Origin of the sequence: Arthrobacter sp. NPDC058097, assembly GCF_042884885.1 — a bacterium.
Lineage (GTDB): Bacteria > Actinomycetota > Actinomycetes > Actinomycetales > Micrococcaceae > Arthrobacter.
In genome coordinates, this window is the sequence record NZ_JBHVSZ010000015.1 from 22,821 (window position 1) to 38,968 (window position 16,148).

Consider the following 16,148-nt stretch of genomic DNA (forward strand, 5'->3'; position numbering starts at 1 on the left):
CAACCAAGCCGCTAAGGGTGTGGCCGCAGGAAACCGCGGCCACGCCCCCGGACAGGATCACTTCACATGACAACATCAACAGCCCAGCCTCCGGCACCCGCCGGTCCCCGGTTCAAGAAGCAAGTACCCCACAACATCAAGACGGCCCGCCGTTCGGCCTGGATTTTTGCACCCAGCCTGCTGGTCAGCTTCATCTTCGTCTATGTCTTCATCGGCATCACCGTCTACATCTCCCTGTCGAACTGGAAGATCGGGACAAGCCCGGACCTGACACTGCGGCAGCCCTTCGGAGGCACCTACGGCGAAATCATCCAGGAACAGCGCTTCCAGGCCGACATCCGCAACGTCGTGATCTTCACGGTCATCTTCCTGGTCCTGGCCATCCTCGGCGGGCTCGTCGCTGCCCTGTTCATCCACCACGTCAGCGTCGGCAAGGGCCTCTTCCGGACGGTGTTCCTGCTGCCGTACGCGCTGTCCTTCATCGTCACCGGTGTGGCCTGGCGCTGGATCTTCTCACCCTCCACCGGCGTCAACGAGATCCTGCGAAGCATAGGAATCGAGAACCCGCCCGGGTGGACCACAGACACCACCATCCTGGGCGCCCTGAATGACCCGTCCGGCACTGACTTCCTGAAAGTGCAGTTCGGTATTCCCGTGGCCCTGCTGCCCATCATTTTCGCCGCCGCCTGGCAGCTCGTCGGGTTCGCCATGGCCATGTATCTTGCAGGGCTGGCCTCCATCCCCGAGGAACACCTCGAAGCCGCCAGCGTCGACGGCGCCAACATCTGGCAGCGGCTGCGCCACATCGTGCTTCCGCAGCTCTGGCCATCGACCATCACCTGCTTTGTGCTCCTGCTGCACGTCGCCCTGAAAATCTTCGACCTCGTCGTCGCCATGTCAGGCTCCGGCCCCGGATTTGTCACCGACGTCCCAGGCATTTACATCTACAACTACCTCACCAGCCGGTACGACAAAGCCTCAGCCATGGCAATCATCCTGCTCCTGCTGACCCTCGTGGTGATCGTCCCCTACCTGATCCGCGGATACCGGAAAGAGCGAAAGGCATAGTCATGGCCGTCGAAACCCTCCAAACCAAACCGTCCCGCCTCACCGATTCCAGCCGCCGCGGCCCTGCAGCCCGGGCCGGCAAACCACGCTCGTGGCACCTGCCGAAAACCGTCGGAGGATGGATCGTCCTGGCCATCTGCGCGGTCGCAACACTTGGCATGCTCGTGCCCGTGTACGTCATCATCGCCACCGCCCTGTCAGGCAGCCACGGCGCCCCCAACTTCTTCCTGGCGTTCCCGGACGCTCCCAGCCTGGATGCCTTCAAAGGCGCGTGGACGAAACTGCACGGGTCCCTCACCAACTCCCTGCAGATCACCATTCCCGCGGCAGTCATCTCCTGCCTGCTGGGCTCACTCAACGGCTACCTGCTCTCCAAGTTCCCGTTCCGCGGCTCCAACGCACTGTTCACCGTCCTGCTGGTCGGCATGTTCATCCCGTTCCAGGCCGTCATCATCCCGGTCTTCCAGTTCCTGAACATGCTCCACCTCCAGGGCAGCCTCATCGGCCTGATCCTGGTGCACATCATCTACGGCATCCCCATCACGACCCTGATCTTCCGCAACTACTACGAGGGCATCCCCAGTGCCATCATCGAGGCCGCGTCCATCGACGGCGCCGGAATCTGGACGACCTTCACCCGGGTCATGCTGCCCCTGTCCGTCCCCGGCTTCGTCGTCGCCGGAATCTTCCAGTGCACCAACATCTGGAACGACTTCCTCTTCGGCTTCATCCTCGCCTCCCCGGCAGCCTGGCCGGCCACCGTCACCCTGAACAACCTCATCGGAACGACGACCGTTGACTACTCGGAGCTCATGGCCGGAGCCGTCCTCGTGGCCGCCCCCACAGTCCTGCTCTACCTGGTCCTCGGCAAGTTCTTCGTCAGCGGGCTGACAGCAGGTGCAGTGAAATGACGCAGCTCGATGTGCTGTGCGTGGGGGAAACGATGGCGGTGGTCACCCCCGCACAGGCCCAGCCGCTCAGCCAAGCCGAGGAATGCCTCCTCGGATTCGGGGGCGCTGAATCGAATGTCGCCGGCCACCTGGCCGAGTTCGGTTACCGCACCGGCTGGGCCAGCCGGCTTGGCCAGGACCCTTTCGCCGACCGGATCATGGACGGGCTGTCCGCCCGCGGCGTGGACGTCACCCTGGTTGTCCGCGACGGCGCGTCGCCCACAGGCGTCTACTTCAAGGACCCCGACCTCGGCCGCGGCGCCCGCACCCTCTACTACCGCGCCGGGTCCGCGGCCTCGCGCATGTCCCCGTGGGACAGCGCGGCCTGGCCCCTGGAACAGACAGGCTGGATCCACACCAGCGGGATCAACCCCGCCCTGTCGGAAAACTGTGCGGCACTCACGAGGCACCTGCTGACGAACGCCCGGGACAGGGGCTACCGGGTCTCCTTCGACGTCAACTACCGCCCGGCACTCTGGCCGGTCGACGTCGCCGGTCCCTGCCTGCGGGAGCTGGCCGACATGGCCACCGTCGTCCTCGTCGGGCTCGACGAAGCACAAACCCTGTGGGGCTGCAGCACTGCCGAAGACGTCTCGGCTCTCCTGCCAGGTCCCAAGCACCTGGTTGTCAAGGACGGAGCCACCGAAGCGGTGGAATTTCTGCGCGATGCTGCTGCCGAGACGGTATTCCGGGTGCCCGCCCACCGGGTCGACGTCGTCGAACCCGTCGGTGCCGGTGACGCCTTTGCCGCCGGCTACCTTGCCGGACTTCTGCGCGGCGACAGCCCAGAGGAACGGCTGGCACTCGGACACTCCTTTGCAGCCTGGACGCTGGGGACACGGGCGGACTTCCGGCCCGGGCACGGAACCCGTCCCCGCTCCTACGGGTCCGCCCCAGACCACGCAGCGCTGCGCTGAACAGCGCCACGGTCACAGACCAATTGCACTACCTGAGAAAGACAGCACATTGACACCTAAAGCCCCCACCGACTGGTTCCACGAAGACTTCTTCCGCGTCCCGGTCATCGCCGTCCTCCGCGGACTCAGCCCCGACGAAGCCGTCAGGCGCGCCACCCGCGCCTGGGATGCCGGCGTCGAACATGTCGAGGTGACCATCGAGACGCCGGACGCCGTGCCCTCGCTCGCCGCTGTGGCCAGCGCCGCAACCGAACGCGGCGTCGCCGTCGGTGCAGGCACCATCATCGACCCTGAACAACTCGTTGCAGCCACCGCGGCCAACGCATCCTTCACCGTGTCACCCGGACTGGATGACGCAGTAGTCGCCGAGAGCATCAGGCGGGGCCTGCCGCACCTTCCCGGCGTCGCCACGGCGAGTGAAATCCTTCGGGCCAGGGCATACGGACTCTCTTGGCTCAAAGCCTTCCCCGCATCCGTTCTCGGCCCGGACTGGGTCAAGGCCATGAAGGGCCCTTTCCCCGGCACGCAGTTCGTCGCCACCGGCGGGATGAGCGTGGCAACTGCGTCCACGTATCTAGCCGCTGGGGTCAGCGTCGTCGGGCTGAGCTCCGACTTCGCATCGGACGAAGGTGCGGTGGCAGTCCGCGAATTCCTGGGAGCAGCTGCGGAAACCGCTGACAGGGGAGCCCTGCGCCGTGCCTAAAACTACGCCAGGGCAGGTTCCCGTCCGCGTCATCTGGCTTTCCGTGGCCGGCGCTGTCGGGGGTTTCCTCTTCGGATTCGACTCATCAGTGGTCAACGGGGCAGTGGACGCCATGCAGGACGAATTCACCCTCAGCAGCGGCGTCACGGGATTCCTCGTGGCAGTCGCTCTGCTGGGCTGCGCCGCCGGCGCCTACGCAGCCGGAAAAATCGCGGACCGCTTCGGCCGCCTTCCGGCCATGAAGCTCGGCGCCGTGCTGTTCATCATCAGCTCCATCGGAACCGGCCTTGCCGCAGACGTGTGGGATCTGGGTTTCTGGCGGGTCATCGGCGGCCTGGGCATCGGCATCGCTTCCGTCATCGCACCGGCCTACATCTCGGAGATCTCGCCCCGGCACATGCGCGGCCGGCTGGCATCTCTACAGCAGCTGGCCATTACCACCGGCATCTTCGCCGCCCTGCTCACCGATGCCATCCTCGCCGCAACTGCCGACGGCGCGGACCAGCCCCTGTGGCTGGGACTGGAGGCATGGCGCTGGATGTTCATCGCAGCTGTCGTCCCGGCCGTCGCCTATGGCTGGATCGCCTGCACCCTTCCGGAATCCCCCCGCTACCTCATCCTCAAAGGGAACCTGGAGGCCGCACGGAAGACCTTCGCACAGCTGGGTTCCGGAACCGATGCGGACAGCCACATCCGGGAAATCCAGGACACCCTCAATCAGGAACAGAGAGGAACCCGGACCGCCTCACTGCGGGGACCGGCGTTCGGATTGCACAGCGTCGTCTGGATCGGCATCATCCTCTCCGTGCTGCAGCAGTTCGTCGGCATCAACGTGATCTTCTACTACTCCACCACGCTGTGGAAGGCCGTTGGCTTCAAGGAACAGGACTCCTTCACGATCTCTGTCGTCACGGCGGTCGTGAACGTCCTGGTGACCCTCATAGCGATAGCCCTCGTCGACAGGATCGGGCGCCGGCCAATCCTCCTTGCCGGCTCGGTGGGCATGGGAGCTTCCCTGACAGCGATGGCCGCGGCATTCGCCTTCGCCACAGGAACCGGCACGGAAATTACGCTGCCCGGCATCTGGGGACCGGTGGCGCTGGTCGCCTCCAACGTGTTCGTGGTGAGCTTCGGCGCGTCCTGGGGTCCGGTTGTTTGGGTGCTGCTGGGCGAGATCTTCCCGTCACCCATCCGCGCCCGGGCGCTCGGTTTCGCTGCAGCAGCACAATGGATCGCCAACTTCATGGTGACCCTGTTCTTCCCTGCCATGGCCAGCACCTCACTGCCGTTGACCTACGCAACCTACGCGGTCTTCGCCGCGGCGTCGTACTTCTTCGTGAAGTACAAGGTTCCCGAAACCAAAGGCCTGTCCCTCGAACAGGCCGAAACACTGTTTGCGACCCAAGATGCACACCCGGATCTGGCCCACGTCGGCCGCTGATCCTGTCCCTTGGACGGACACCCCGAGCCCATACCGGGCGCGGGGTGTCCGTCGTACCCTTTGCTGCCTGCCGGGCACGGTATGACCGGACAGCAGCGAACCGCACCACCCAATGCCGCGCTTGCGGCCTGATTGACGGAGAAGTAATGACTAACCCAACGCCCACAACGATGACCTTTGGCGAGGAACAGGTGCCGGTAGTAACCGTATCCACCGTCGTCGTCGGAACGGGATCTGCCGGCTACTGCGCCGCCGACAGACTTTGGGAACTGGGCCATGATGACATCGTGATGGTGGCCGACAAAGTACGCGCCGGAGCCTCCCGCAACGCCGGTTCCGACAAGCAGACGTACTACAAGCTCACGCTCTCCGGGAGCGAACCCGATTCCGTCCGGGAGATGGCCGAGACGCTGTATTCAGGCGGAGCCATGGACGGCGACAACGCCCTGGCCGAGGCTGCGCTAAGCGCCCGTGGCTTTATCCGGCTCTGCGACCTGGGCGTGCCCTTCCCGCAGAACCGCTACGGGGAGTTCGTCGGCTACAAAACCGACCACGATCCCCGCCAGCGGGCGACCTCCGTGGGGCCTTACACGAGTCGGACCATGGTGGAACAGCTTGAAAAGAAAGTTCGCCGGAACGGAACCGGAGTCTTTGACGAGTGCCGGGTCGTCGACATCGTGGTGAGCCCCGATGGCCAGGGAGGAACCCGCGTCGCCGGACTCCTGGTCCTGCGCACGAATATCTCCAGCGGCTCCGGCGAAAGTCCATTCCTCTTTTTCAGGTGCCGGAACATCGTCTATGCGACGGGCGGCCCTGCGGGTATCTACGCGAAGAGGGTTTTCCCGAATGGCCAGTGGGGCGCCTCCGGGGCGGCCCTGCGTGCGGGCGTGAACGGCAAAAACCTCACCGAATGGCAGTTCGGTCTCGGCTCGATCAAGCCCCGGTGGAACGTCTCGGGTACGTACATGCAAGCCATCCCGCGCTTTGTTTCCACCGATGCCGACGGCAACGACGAACGGGAGTTCCTCACCGAAACGATTGCCGACTATGGACGGCTCATATCGCTGGTGTTCCTCAAGGGCTACCAGTGGCCTTTCGATGCCAGGAAGGCGGCCGACGGGTCGTCCCTGATCGACCTGCTCGTCTACCGGGAAACCGCGATTCGGGGCCGCCGGGTCTTCCTTGACTTCCGGACAAACCCTGTCCGCACACATTTCGACCACTCCGAACTGCAGCCCGAAGCGCATGAGTACCTCCGCCGGGCCGATGCGCTCTTTGGAACTCCCATTGAGCGTCTGCGCCACATGAACGAACCGGCCTACCGGTTCTACCTCGACAGGAACCCTTACATCGACCTCGAGAAGCAGATGCTGGAAGTCGACGTCTGCGCCCAGCACAACAACGGCGGGCTCACCGTCGACGCCTGGTGGCAGTCGAACGTACGGGGATTCTTCCCCGTAGGTGAAGCCGCGGGCTCCCACGGTGTCTACCGTCCCGGAGGCGCAGCCCTCAACAGCGGACAGGTGGGCGCGACCCGCGCCGCGCAGTACATAGCCGCCAAAGGCGACGCACCCCTGCTCACCGAGAGCGAATTCGTCCAGGCCGCGGTTCCCGTCCTCGGCGCGGCCCTTGATCTCCTGTCCTGCGCGACAGGCAGGGCAGAACAGGGCACCCCCGACAATACTGCGGAGATGCTGTCCAGGGTCCAGGAGCTCATGAGCGAAAAAGCCGGGCCGGTGCGGTCCAGCGCCTCCATCCTCGAAGCACTGGAACAGGTGTCGGCATGGGCGGGCGGCTACTCTGACGAGGTATCGGCCGACCCGGGCTCCCGGCGTTCCGTCAACCGGACCTTTCTCGTGCGGGACATCCTGACGACGGCGCATGTCTACCTGTCCGCGATGGCCGACTACATTTCCCACAACGGGAAATCACGGGGATCCGTCATCTACTCCGACCCCTCTGGCTCCCTTCCACGTAAAGGACACGGGTCCGAACCCGATGAAGAGCTCGACTTGCCGGATATTTTCAGGTTCCGGCTGGACAACGGCGCCCTCGACGACCAGGTGCAGGAAACGGCGCTGCCTTGCCCTTCCTTCGTCGAGATCGGGGAGGAGCCCGTTGCCACCACAGGCGGCGCCGTCGAGCCATTGCCCCGGAAGGTTGAGTTCCGTTGGCGGCGCCGGCGGCCGATCCCCCAGGATGACGAATTCTTCGAAAACGTCTGGCGGGATTTCCGCGCCAACGGCAACATCTACTGAGCCGGACGCGGGCCCTCACGGGGCTGGTCCGTACCATCGCTGAGGGCATGACAAACCGGCCAAGAAACCCTGCAGCGAACACCAACGTAGTCCAGGGTCGTCGTTAGTCCGAAGGCTGTCACGTCTCGTGACAGCCTTCGGACCTGGGGGAGTTGACCACCGACGACCCTTGGTTGTCAGGGAATACTGAGGACAACCTTTCCAAAGGCACCGTCGGAGAGCTTCCCGTAGGCTGCGAGTGCGTCCTCGAAGGCGTATACGCTGTCGACGACCGGATGAATAGTGTGCTCGTCAAGGAACTTCACGAGATCGTGGAAGGAGCGCAAGCGGCCCACCGCGATGCCCTGGATCTGGGTCTCGTGCCAGATAACATCCATGAGATCGAGATTGGCCGTCTGCCCTTCAAGGAAACCGACCACAGCGACTAGGCCATTTCCTTTGGCGGCGCGGATGGAGTCTTGCAAACCATCGCCTCCCACCATATCGAGCACCCCTTTTGGCCACGGTCCTGGGCGTGGTTGTTGGTGGCCTGATTCTGTGCCCGATCGTCCCTGACCTTCGGAGCGGCACCACTGTCTGTGAACGGCAGGGGTTGCGCCCCAAGCCTGCCGCAGTTGGTAGGTGCTTGGGCGTCGCGGATCATCGGGTGAGCAACAGCGACGGAACGTTGCCGCGGGCTGAAGCCGATGATTAAACTGGCAACGTCCGGAGTTCAGGGATCGACCGCCCACGCCACGCTGTTGGAGGGCTTATGCACCGGTACACGCAACACGTTATTGCGGAGGCAAGGCACAGATCCGGAGACGTGTCGGAAATTCAGAGATACGCGTCCTGGACCCTGATCCAGTACTTCGCCTTGGCGCGCGGCTGGCCACCCCGTTCAGGAGCGTGGACCGACGCCTTGGCGCGCGCTTGGTGGGACGACGCGGGACCGGCCATGTTCAAGACGGTTCAAAGCGCGTGGGTCCGCGAGGGGATGCGTGCGCACATTCGGCAATTGGCTGTTCTGAACGAGTTGTGCTGGGAGCTGTACCCGGCCGATGAGGATGACGGGCAGCGTCGGGACCTCGTCGTGTCTGTTGCTAATGACCTCGGGACGTGGAAGGCGTGGCCCGGGCTGCACGATGTGCGGGACCTCCTGCTCCTTCCCGGGGCGGTGGCGCATAGCCTTCAGGCAGAGCAGCTTGCTGATTTCCGCCCAGTCATCAACGTCGCAGGGACTCCGAACCAGGGGCCAGGCTCACCGGGAAACCGGCAGATTCCCCGGGCCTAGTCCGGCCGTGCAAAGCCTCAGGGTGGTTCGGTAGACGTCATGCCGTGGAAACGCAGGCGCAAACTGCAGCCGCTAGCCTGAATTGGCGGGTCAAATCCGCGGTCACCGAACGAAGGAGGGGCCATGACGGACGAACTGACAGGCGATGTCGTGCGGGATCTGGCGGACCTGGCTCCGGGCGACATGATTGAAGCCTTTTACGACGGACGATGCGATAACCGCGGGAAGGTGCTGCAGACCGTGCCCTCCATGGCTATGTTCTGGGTATTGGACAGCGGCAGCGGAACTCGGAAGCTCGTGGACTTCGAGACGCTGGTAATCCGCCGCATCTCAAAACAGGAAACCAGATGGGAACCATCCGTAGGCTGATGAGGATGAGTTGCGCTGACGTGAATGCCGGCCGACTTCCGTTATCCGATTTCAACGCGCGGCCAATGCCGTAGAGAATGTCGCCTGCGCCGAAGCCTCCGGACAGCGTGCCGGGGGTTCGATGCCGATTGCCCGCAGGACGCGCCAGGAGGTCAGCGGCCATACGGAAGCCTGTGGGGGCGGTGGGTTCCGTGCAGGAGTAGCATGCACCCACCCAAAGCCCCCGCGTTCGTGGGCTGCATCCCGGACGACGGCCACTGCTCCAAACTCGCCCCTATACCGCGCGAGGAACCACCCGCCGGGCTGTTCTAAACCGGACGTTGTCAGCCAACGTCCAAGGTAACTGTGCGGGCATAAATATTCGGGTAAATGCGGGTTATCCACGGCCGGAAATCGGGAGGCATATGGCCGGGCGAGGTAGTCATCCATGCCGCTGGATACACGTCGCGTCTCCAAAGATGCACTCGGCCCGGCCCTTCACAGCAGCCTTCGGCTGAGAGGGCAGCCGCTCCGGAGGGGCCACTGAGTGCCGCTGCCCGCAGCGTCTCCGTGCCCTGGGTTAAGGAGTCCTTTCTCCGGGAAATGCTTTTGTAGCAACTGCAGGGACCTGCCCAATAGCCGCTCCTTCACAGCGTGTCCGGCAAGGTCCACGGCGATTTCTTCGGGGCGGCGCGGTAACAAATGCCCGACTTTTGGGGGAATCTTTTGGGCCCGCCACTGGTCTCTGTGACGGCACGAGGTTCACGAAGCGACCCTTACCCCCGATTCCTTATCCAAAATTCACCCGGTGGAGCCGTGCATAGATACGTACCAGGGTTGTTTGAGGAAGATTTGTGACGCCCGCGGACAATGAACCAGCGAGTAGGTTTCGTTGCGTTGCCCTCCCTTGCCTTGAATTTCGCTATTTTCCGCAGCGTGTCTTTATGCGTCGGTTTGGTCTGGTGCGACGCCGTGTGAGCCGCTCTTTACTCCCGGTTTCCCTTCGTGAACACGACTCTTCTGTGCCCGTTTCATCTCTGCTCTCATTGTGGACACGCAAGCCAACCGGGCAAGCCCACCCCACACCTTTCATCCCCGAAACCCAGAAAGTCCTTCATGAAAAACCTGCAGGTATCCCGAAGAACCTTTTCCGTCCTTGGCGTGGCCGCGGCCCTGTCCGTCTCCTTGGTGGTTTCCGGCTGTGGGGGCCCGGCGACTGCTCAGGGCGGTTCGGGAGCGCCCGAGGTTACGGAATTGCGCTATGAAGGAACAGCTAACGCCGTGACCCTTCCCGAGCTGGCTGAGGACCTTGGCTTCCTGGGCAATGTGAAGCTGACGTGGGTGGGCAACACCATCAGCGGCCCGGCCAGCATTCAATCGGCGGCTACCGGTGCCACCGATTTCGGCAGTGCGTTCGCCGGTGCTGTCGTGAAGCTCATCGAGGCAGGCGCACCTGTAACGGCCGTCATCAGCTCCTACGGGGAGGACGAGAAGACCTTCAACGGCTTCTATGTCAAGGACGACAGCCCCATCCGTGCCCCCCGGGATCTGATCGGCAAAAAGGTCGCCGTCAACACCCTGGGTGCGCACTATGACGCGGTCCTGAACAGCTACCTGAAGAAGAACGGTCTGAGCCAGGATGAGATCAAGCAGGTCCAGTTGGTCGTGGTTCCGCCTAACGACACCGAGGAAGCCATTCGCCGTGGTCAGGTCGATGTCGGAGTTCTTGGCGGGGTGCTGCAGGACAATGCTGTCGCCAAGGGTGGGCTTCGTTCCCTCTTCAGCGACTTCCAGCTGTTTGGAACGTTCGCCGGAGGCCAGTTCGTTCTGCGGAAGGACTTCATCCAGCAGAATCCGGAGACCACGAAGATCTTCACTACCGGCGTCGCCAAGGCCATTGAATGGGAACGCACCACCCCGCGCGATGAGGTGATCGCCCGCTTTACCAGCATTATCGAGAAACGCCAGCGTAATGAAAGTACCGCGGCGTTGAAGTACTGGAAGAGCGTCGGCGTGCCGGCCAAGGGAGCTATCACCGATAAGGACTTCAGCCGCTGGTCAGAATGGCTGAAGGACACGGGCATCGTCACCGGGGACATCACTCCGTCCAAGTACTACACCAACGAACACAACGGATTGCTGAAGTCCTCGTCATGACGGATTTCTTCACACCCAATCAGTCTTCGCTGTCAGGCCGCCCAGGGACGCCCTGCCCGGTTCGACACTGACGGCTGCGGACGGTATCACCCGTGACGCCGCCGCCGGGGAATTTCCACGTGGACGTTCCTCCACGTCCTCGCATCGTGGGGACACCTGTCCTCACCGCCTTACGCCAGCGCCTGCTCAGGGTCTCGGCGTCGATCTTCGCACTCTGGAGTCCTCATGAATACTGACATCCTGAATCTCACCGCTGACGTCCTGGTGATCGGTGGTGGCCCGGCCGGGACGTGGGCCGCGATCAAGGCTGCCCGCGCTGGAGCGGACGTGATCCTGGCAGACAAGGGCTACTGCGGCACGTCCGGCCCGACCGCCTCGGGCGGCACGGGGGTCTGGTACGTGCCGCCTTCAGAGGAAGCCCGTCAGGCAGCGATGGACAGCCGTGACAGGCTGGGCGGATTTCTCGCCGACCGGGGCTGGATGCGGCGCGTGCTGAACCAGACCTGGGACAACATGAACGAACTCGCAGATGAGGGCAAGTACCCTTTCCCCGTCGGGCCGGATGGGCAGCAGATGCGCAGAGGCGTGCAGGGCCCGGAATACATGCGGATCCAACGCCTCCGGACTACCCGGGCGGGTGTCCGGATCCTTGATCACAGCCCGGCGCTCGAACTGCTCACCGACGCGTACGGGGCTGTCGCCGGCGCGCGCGGTTATCGCCGCCAGGAGGGGACGCACTACACGGTGCGGGCCGGAGCTGTGGTGCTCGCGACCGGCGGGTGTGCGTTCTTGTCCAAGGCGCTGGGGACCAACGTCAACACCGGCGACGGTGCCCTGATGGCGGCCGAGGTCGGCGCGGAACTCTCCGGCATGGAGTTCTCGACCGCCTACGCGATCGCCCCGGAGTTCAGCACGGTCACGAAGACGGCATACTACAGCTTCGCGACGTTCTATCGTGAGGACGGGTCGGTGCTTGAGGGCGCTGGCAGCCAGGGTGGGCGCTCGGTGATCGCCCGCGAACTGCTCACCAACCGAGTCTTCTGCACCCTGGACGGTGCTTCGCCGGATGACCAGGCCGCCATGCGGCTCGGGCAGGTCAACTTCTTCCTGCCGTTCGACCGCGCGGGCATCAACCCGTTCACTGACCGTTTTCCGGTGACGCTGCTGCTGGAGGGCACTGTCCGCGGCACCGGCGGTGTGCACGTTGCGGGCGAGCACGGCGAGACGTCGGTGCCCGGCCTGTACGTAGCGGGCGATGCCGCGACCCGCGAGCTGATCTGCGGCGGCTTCACCGGCGGCGGCTCGCACAACGCGGCCTGGGCGATGTCCTCGGGGGTGTGGGCCGGACGCGCGGCCGCGATCCACGCCAAGGGCCTGGGTGCCCGTGCCGGGGACCGTACGGTATCCGGCGCGGGCGGGGCCGCGCTGGTACCAACGGGGACGCCCGGACGTCCCGATGGATACCAGGATGTGCTGCGCGTCGTCCGTGAGCAGGTCCACCCGTACGACAAGAACTACCTGCGCCATGCCGACCGGCTCACCCCCGCCCTCGCGGCCCTGAACGACACGTGGGACCAGTTGCGCTCCTCCCTCTACGCCACGGACGGCGACGCTGTCCGCGCCCGCTCGGCCGCGGCGATGATCGCGCACGCCCGTTGGATGTACACCTCGGCACTGACGCGCACCGAAAGCCGCGGCATGCACACACGGCAGGACTACAAGGACACCGACCCTGCCCAGCACCACCGCCTGCTGGTCGGCGGCCTGGACACTCTGTGGACCGCGCCGAGCACGTGGACCCGCGACCTTGCGGCGGTGGCGTCATGATCGAGCTCGTCTCGCCGAACAAGTGCATCAGCTGCGACAAGTGTGTCCAGGTCTGCCCGACCAACGTGTTCGACACCGGAGCGGACGGCCTACCGGTCATCGCACGGCAGGACGACTGCCAGACATGCTTCATGTGTGAGGCATACTGCCCCGTCGACGCCCTGTTCGTCGCGCCGAACGCCGATCCGCTGCCCGCCGACAGCCCCCTCCACGACGAAGAGCGTCTGGAAAACAGCGACCTGCTCGGCAGCTACCGCAAAGGCATCGGCTGGGGCCACGGACGTACGCCGGGCGCCCGTCTCGCCGTCGGGCCGGCGCTTCCACCAGCGCGCATCTCCACCACGGAGAACGCCGGCACGCCGCGCCCGCATCCACCTCGGATCCACTGACCGCCTGATCCCGAGCCCCCCTGCGGTGCGGGCCCCCGACACCACCGACCACGAAAACCGACCAGATCTTCTTCGAGGAGAACAAGTGACGAATGAACCGATTCCCCCGTACGCCCGGGGCTACGAATCCTTCGAAGGAAGCATCGGCAGGACCGTCGCTGAATCCCGTCGTGCATGGCCCGCCGAGAAACGGGCACCCGAGGGTGCACCGAACATCGTCGTGGTTCTGCTTGACGACATGGGCTACAGCGACATCAGTCCCTTCGGCTCCGAAATCGAAACCCCTCACCTGGATCACCTTGCACAGACCGGCGTGGCTCTGACCAACTACCACACGACGCCTGTCTGCTCACCCGCACGTGCTGCCCTGCTGACCGGACTCAACCCCCACCGCGCCGGTTTCGCGAGCGTCGCCAACTCCGATCCCGGATTCCCCGGACTCCGGCTGGAGCTCGATGAAGATGTTGTCTCCCTGCCCGAAATCCTTCAGGGACACGGCTATGCAACCTTCGGCGTGGGCAAGTGGCACCTGACCCGCGATGCGTTGATCAACGAGGGGGCTTCCAAGTCCACCTGGCCCATTCAGCGTGGATTCGACCATTACTACGGGTCACTGGAAGGGTTCAACTCATTTTTCCACCCCAACCAAATCGTCCGTGACAACACCGTGGAACTGCGGGAGGAAACCCCTGAGGGGTACTACATCACCGATGACTACACTGACCAGGCGCTGTCGATGATCAAGGCCTTGCGCGCCAGTGACTCACGCAAACCGTTCTTCCTCTACTTCGCCCACACCGCCATGCATGGACCGCTCGGGGCCAAACGCGTCGACATCGACAAATACCGTGGGAAATACCATCACGGGTGGGACGAAGTACGGGTGCAACGCCACGCCCGGCAGGTAGCAGCCGGCATCATCCCCGAAGGAACACCACTGCCAGACCGCAACTACAAAAACGGGGCCGTGGTCCCCGCCTGGGAGAGCCTGCCCGAGGAGACCCGGGACCTGTACGCGCGCTACATGGAGGTCTACGCCGCCATGGTGGACAACGTTGACCAAAACCTGGGCCGGCTGCTGGAACTGCTGGAACAACTCGGTGAACGCGAGAACACCATCGTCGTCTTCACGTCCGATAACGGCGGAACCGGCGAAGGAGGCCCCGAAGGCACCAGATCCTACTTCAGCCGGTTCAACCACACCCCCGGGTTGCCCACCGACTGGCAGCCCGACGTCGAACGGGATCCCGACCTTATCGGCGGACCCCAGGCGATGGTGCACTACCCCCAAGGCTGGGGTATGGCCTCCAACACGCCCTTCCGCTTCTACAAAGGCCAGACCTACGCAGGCGGGGTCCGGGTTCCCTTAATCCTCTCCTGGCCTCGGGGACTCCAGAAATCTGCCCAGGAATCGCTAATACGCCCGCAGTACCAGTACGTCACCGACCTGACTCCAACGCTGCTGGACCTGGCCGGACTGGAGCATCCCGGCCGCCGGCATAACCTGCCGGCCCAGGAGATAGACGGGGTCAGTTTTGCACCCGTCCTGCGGGACGCCAAGCACCCGAGCACGCACCGGGAACAGTACGCTGAGTTCGGGGGCAACAGAGGCTACTACCGCGATGGCTGGAAGATTGTTGCCGACCACCAGCCCGGAACCCCCATTGATGACGGCGAGTGGGAGCTCTACCACGTTGAAAGCGATCCCAACGAGCTGCACAACGTGGCCGCGGACAACCCCGAATTGCTCCAGAAACTTGCCCTCGCCTGGGAAAAGGCCGCCTGGGAAAACACCGTTTTCCCGCTGCAGGACGGGCGCGGAGGAGGGCATCTGGATATCCGCCGCCCGGCCGAACAGGAACTCGCCAAGCCGGTCACACTCCTGCCAGGAACACCGAAACTTGAACGGTACCGGTCCAGTAAGCTCATCGCCCTCCGAAACTTCACCATCGAGATAGACGTGACCTTCGAGCCGGGGAACCAAGGCGTACTCGTGTCCCACGGCGATCAGGGCGGCGGCTACTCGGTCTACATCGAGGATGACCAGCTCAATTTTGCCCTCAACGAGTACGGCAAGCTCCACGTCATCAACGGAGGAACCTTGGCGACCGGACGCCAAAAGATCCACGTGTCAGCCCTAGCCGGCCAGGACTTCCGCGTCACCTACTTGCTGTCGGTAAACGGCGCCCAACGGGCGACACTTGAAGATGTTTGGGCCTTTGTCGGAATGGCACCCTTCAGCGGCATTGACGTAGGAGTAAACCGAGGAGGGCCCGTCCACTGGGACCTGTATGAACGTCACGGCTCATTCCGCTACACCGGTAACCTCCACAGCATCCACTACGAACCCGGAAACCGCGCGCCCTACGACCCACTGGTCTTGGCCGAGCTGGAACTGGAAGTCGCACTCACCTACGACTGAAAAAGCCCAGCAACCCAGTTAGTTGTGAGCTGAATGGCGGCACCCCTCAAGTGACGCCATTCAGCGGTGCATAAAACAATCACAGGCACACGGGCCCTCAAGGTTTGTGACCGCTGCTGCTATTTCAGAAGCCGGCCACTGGAGGGGAGTTTGCCGTGTTAAACGATGCCGAACGGCCGTTTTTGCGGGGTGCTCCCCGCCTATTTCTGTACGCAGATAGGGGATATTCCGTCAAGTACCGCTGAGCCTAAGGTCGGCGGTACCGGCAAAGACGAGTAGGCCGGTGGCCAGCGCGGACGTCATGTTAACTGCTACTCTCACTGCTGATCGCTGCGTCTGCTGGGGTTGGCCGTTGCCGTCAGAGGTCGTACGAACAAAATGTCTTTGATGATATG

At 63.7% G+C, this 16,148-nt stretch carries 13 protein-coding genes; 12 read left to right on the forward strand and 1 reads right to left on the reverse strand.

From position 1 onward, the window contains the following. Window positions 1-66: 66 nt before the first annotated feature. The 6 genes from ACFVTE_RS21185 (at window position 67) to ACFVTE_RS21210 (ending at window position 7,337) form a co-directional block, all read left to right on the forward strand. On the forward strand, window positions 67-1,068 hold the full coding sequence (locus ACFVTE_RS21185; RefSeq protein ID WP_387103982.1) for a carbohydrate ABC transporter permease: 1,002 nt from the start codon (window positions 67-69) through the stop codon (window positions 1,066-1,068). A gap of 2 nt (window positions 1,069-1,070) precedes the next feature. After that, on the forward strand, window positions 1,071-1,979 hold the full coding sequence (locus tag ACFVTE_RS21190) for a carbohydrate ABC transporter permease (protein WP_387103985.1): 909 nt from the start codon (window positions 1,071-1,073) through the stop codon (window positions 1,977-1,979). Further along, entirely contained in the window at window positions 1,976-2,935 is a 960-nt protein-coding gene (locus tag ACFVTE_RS21195) for a sugar kinase (RefSeq protein WP_387103986.1), read from the forward strand. Before ACFVTE_RS21190 ends, ACFVTE_RS21195 begins: the two co-directional genes overlap by 4 nt. A gap of 49 nt (window positions 2,936-2,984) precedes the next feature. Then, entirely contained in the window at window positions 2,985-3,638 is a 654-nt protein-coding gene (locus ACFVTE_RS21200) for a bifunctional 4-hydroxy-2-oxoglutarate aldolase/2-dehydro-3-deoxy-phosphogluconate aldolase (RefSeq protein ID WP_387103987.1), read from the forward strand. Then, the gene (locus ACFVTE_RS21205; RefSeq protein ID WP_387103990.1) at window positions 3,631-5,079 is read left to right on the forward strand and encodes a sugar porter family MFS transporter; all 1,449 of its coding nucleotides are present in this window, start codon (window positions 3,631-3,633) and stop codon (window positions 5,077-5,079) included. Before ACFVTE_RS21200 ends, ACFVTE_RS21205 begins: the two co-directional genes overlap by 8 nt. 146 nt (window positions 5,080-5,225) lie before the next feature. Beyond that, window positions 5,226-7,337, forward strand: a complete 2,112-nt coding sequence (locus tag ACFVTE_RS21210) for an FAD-binding protein (protein WP_387103992.1) — start codon at window positions 5,226-5,228, stop codon at window positions 7,335-7,337. A 176-nt stretch (window positions 7,338-7,513) separates the two neighbouring features. Here the strand turns inward: ACFVTE_RS21210 and ACFVTE_RS21215 are convergent, their stop codons facing one another. Continuing rightward, complete coding sequence (locus ACFVTE_RS21215) at window positions 7,514-7,819, reverse strand: zinc-binding dehydrogenase (RefSeq protein WP_387103994.1); 306 nt, start codon at window positions 7,817-7,819, stop codon at window positions 7,514-7,516. A 323-nt stretch (window positions 7,820-8,142) separates the two neighbouring features. On the opposite strand from ACFVTE_RS21215, the gene ACFVTE_RS21220 reads away from it, so the two are divergent. The 6 genes from ACFVTE_RS21220 (at window position 8,143) to ACFVTE_RS21245 (ending at window position 15,753) form a co-directional block, all read left to right on the forward strand. Then, entirely contained in the window at window positions 8,143-8,610 is a 468-nt protein-coding gene (locus ACFVTE_RS21220; RefSeq protein ID WP_387103997.1) for a hypothetical protein, read from the forward strand. Window positions 8,611-8,733: 123 nt separating this feature from the next. Next, a complete protein-coding gene (locus ACFVTE_RS21225) occupies window positions 8,734-8,979 on the forward strand; it encodes a hypothetical protein (RefSeq protein WP_387103998.1) in 246 nt (81 codons plus the stop codon). A gap of 1,260 nt (window positions 8,980-10,239) precedes the next feature. Next, entirely contained in the window at window positions 10,240-11,115 is an 876-nt protein-coding gene (locus ACFVTE_RS21230) for an ABC transporter substrate-binding protein (RefSeq protein ID WP_387104000.1), read from the forward strand. A 225-nt stretch (window positions 11,116-11,340) separates the two neighbouring features. Next, window positions 11,341-12,942: an FAD-dependent oxidoreductase gene (locus ACFVTE_RS21235; protein WP_387104003.1), complete on the forward strand. Its 1,602-nt coding sequence runs from the start codon at window positions 11,341-11,343 to the stop codon at window positions 12,940-12,942. Beyond that, window positions 12,939-13,331: a 4Fe-4S dicluster domain-containing protein gene (locus ACFVTE_RS21240; protein ID WP_387104006.1), complete on the forward strand. Its 393-nt coding sequence runs from the start codon at window positions 12,939-12,941 to the stop codon at window positions 13,329-13,331. Before ACFVTE_RS21235 ends, ACFVTE_RS21240 begins: the two co-directional genes overlap by 4 nt. Before the next feature lie 85 nt (window positions 13,332-13,416). Next, the gene (locus ACFVTE_RS21245; protein ID WP_387104008.1) at window positions 13,417-15,753 is read left to right on the forward strand and encodes an arylsulfatase; all 2,337 of its coding nucleotides are present in this window, start codon (window positions 13,417-13,419) and stop codon (window positions 15,751-15,753) included. Window positions 15,754-16,148 lie beyond the last annotated feature (395 nt).

What these genes read in the sequence shown, in the direction of transcription:
- ACFVTE_RS21240 (WP_387104006.1), top strand. Translation starts at nt 12,939, where the DNA reads ATGATCGAGCTCGTCTCGCCGAACAAGTGCATCAGCTGCGACAAGTGT.
- ACFVTE_RS21235 (WP_387104003.1), top strand. Translation starts at nt 11,341, where the DNA reads ATGAATACTGACATCCTGAATCTCACCGCTGACGTCCTGGTGATCGGT.
- ACFVTE_RS21225 (WP_387103998.1), top strand. Translation starts at nt 8,734, where the DNA reads ATGACGGACGAACTGACAGGCGATGTCGTGCGGGATCTGGCGGACCTG.
- ACFVTE_RS21195 (WP_387103986.1), top strand. Translation starts at nt 1,976, where the DNA reads ATGACGCAGCTCGATGTGCTGTGCGTGGGGGAAACGATGGCGGTGGTC.
- ACFVTE_RS21185 (WP_387103982.1), top strand. Translation starts at nt 67, where the DNA reads ATGACAACATCAACAGCCCAGCCTCCGGCACCCGCCGGTCCCCGGTTC.
- ACFVTE_RS21190 (WP_387103985.1), top strand. Translation starts at nt 1,071, where the DNA reads ATGGCCGTCGAAACCCTCCAAACCAAACCGTCCCGCCTCACCGATTCC.
- ACFVTE_RS21210 (WP_387103992.1), top strand. Translation starts at nt 5,226, where the DNA reads ATGACTAACCCAACGCCCACAACGATGACCTTTGGCGAGGAACAGGTG.
- ACFVTE_RS21215 (WP_387103994.1), bottom strand. Translation starts at nt 7,819, where the DNA reads ATGGTGGGAGGCGATGGTTTGCAAGACTCCATCCGCGCCGCCAAAGGA.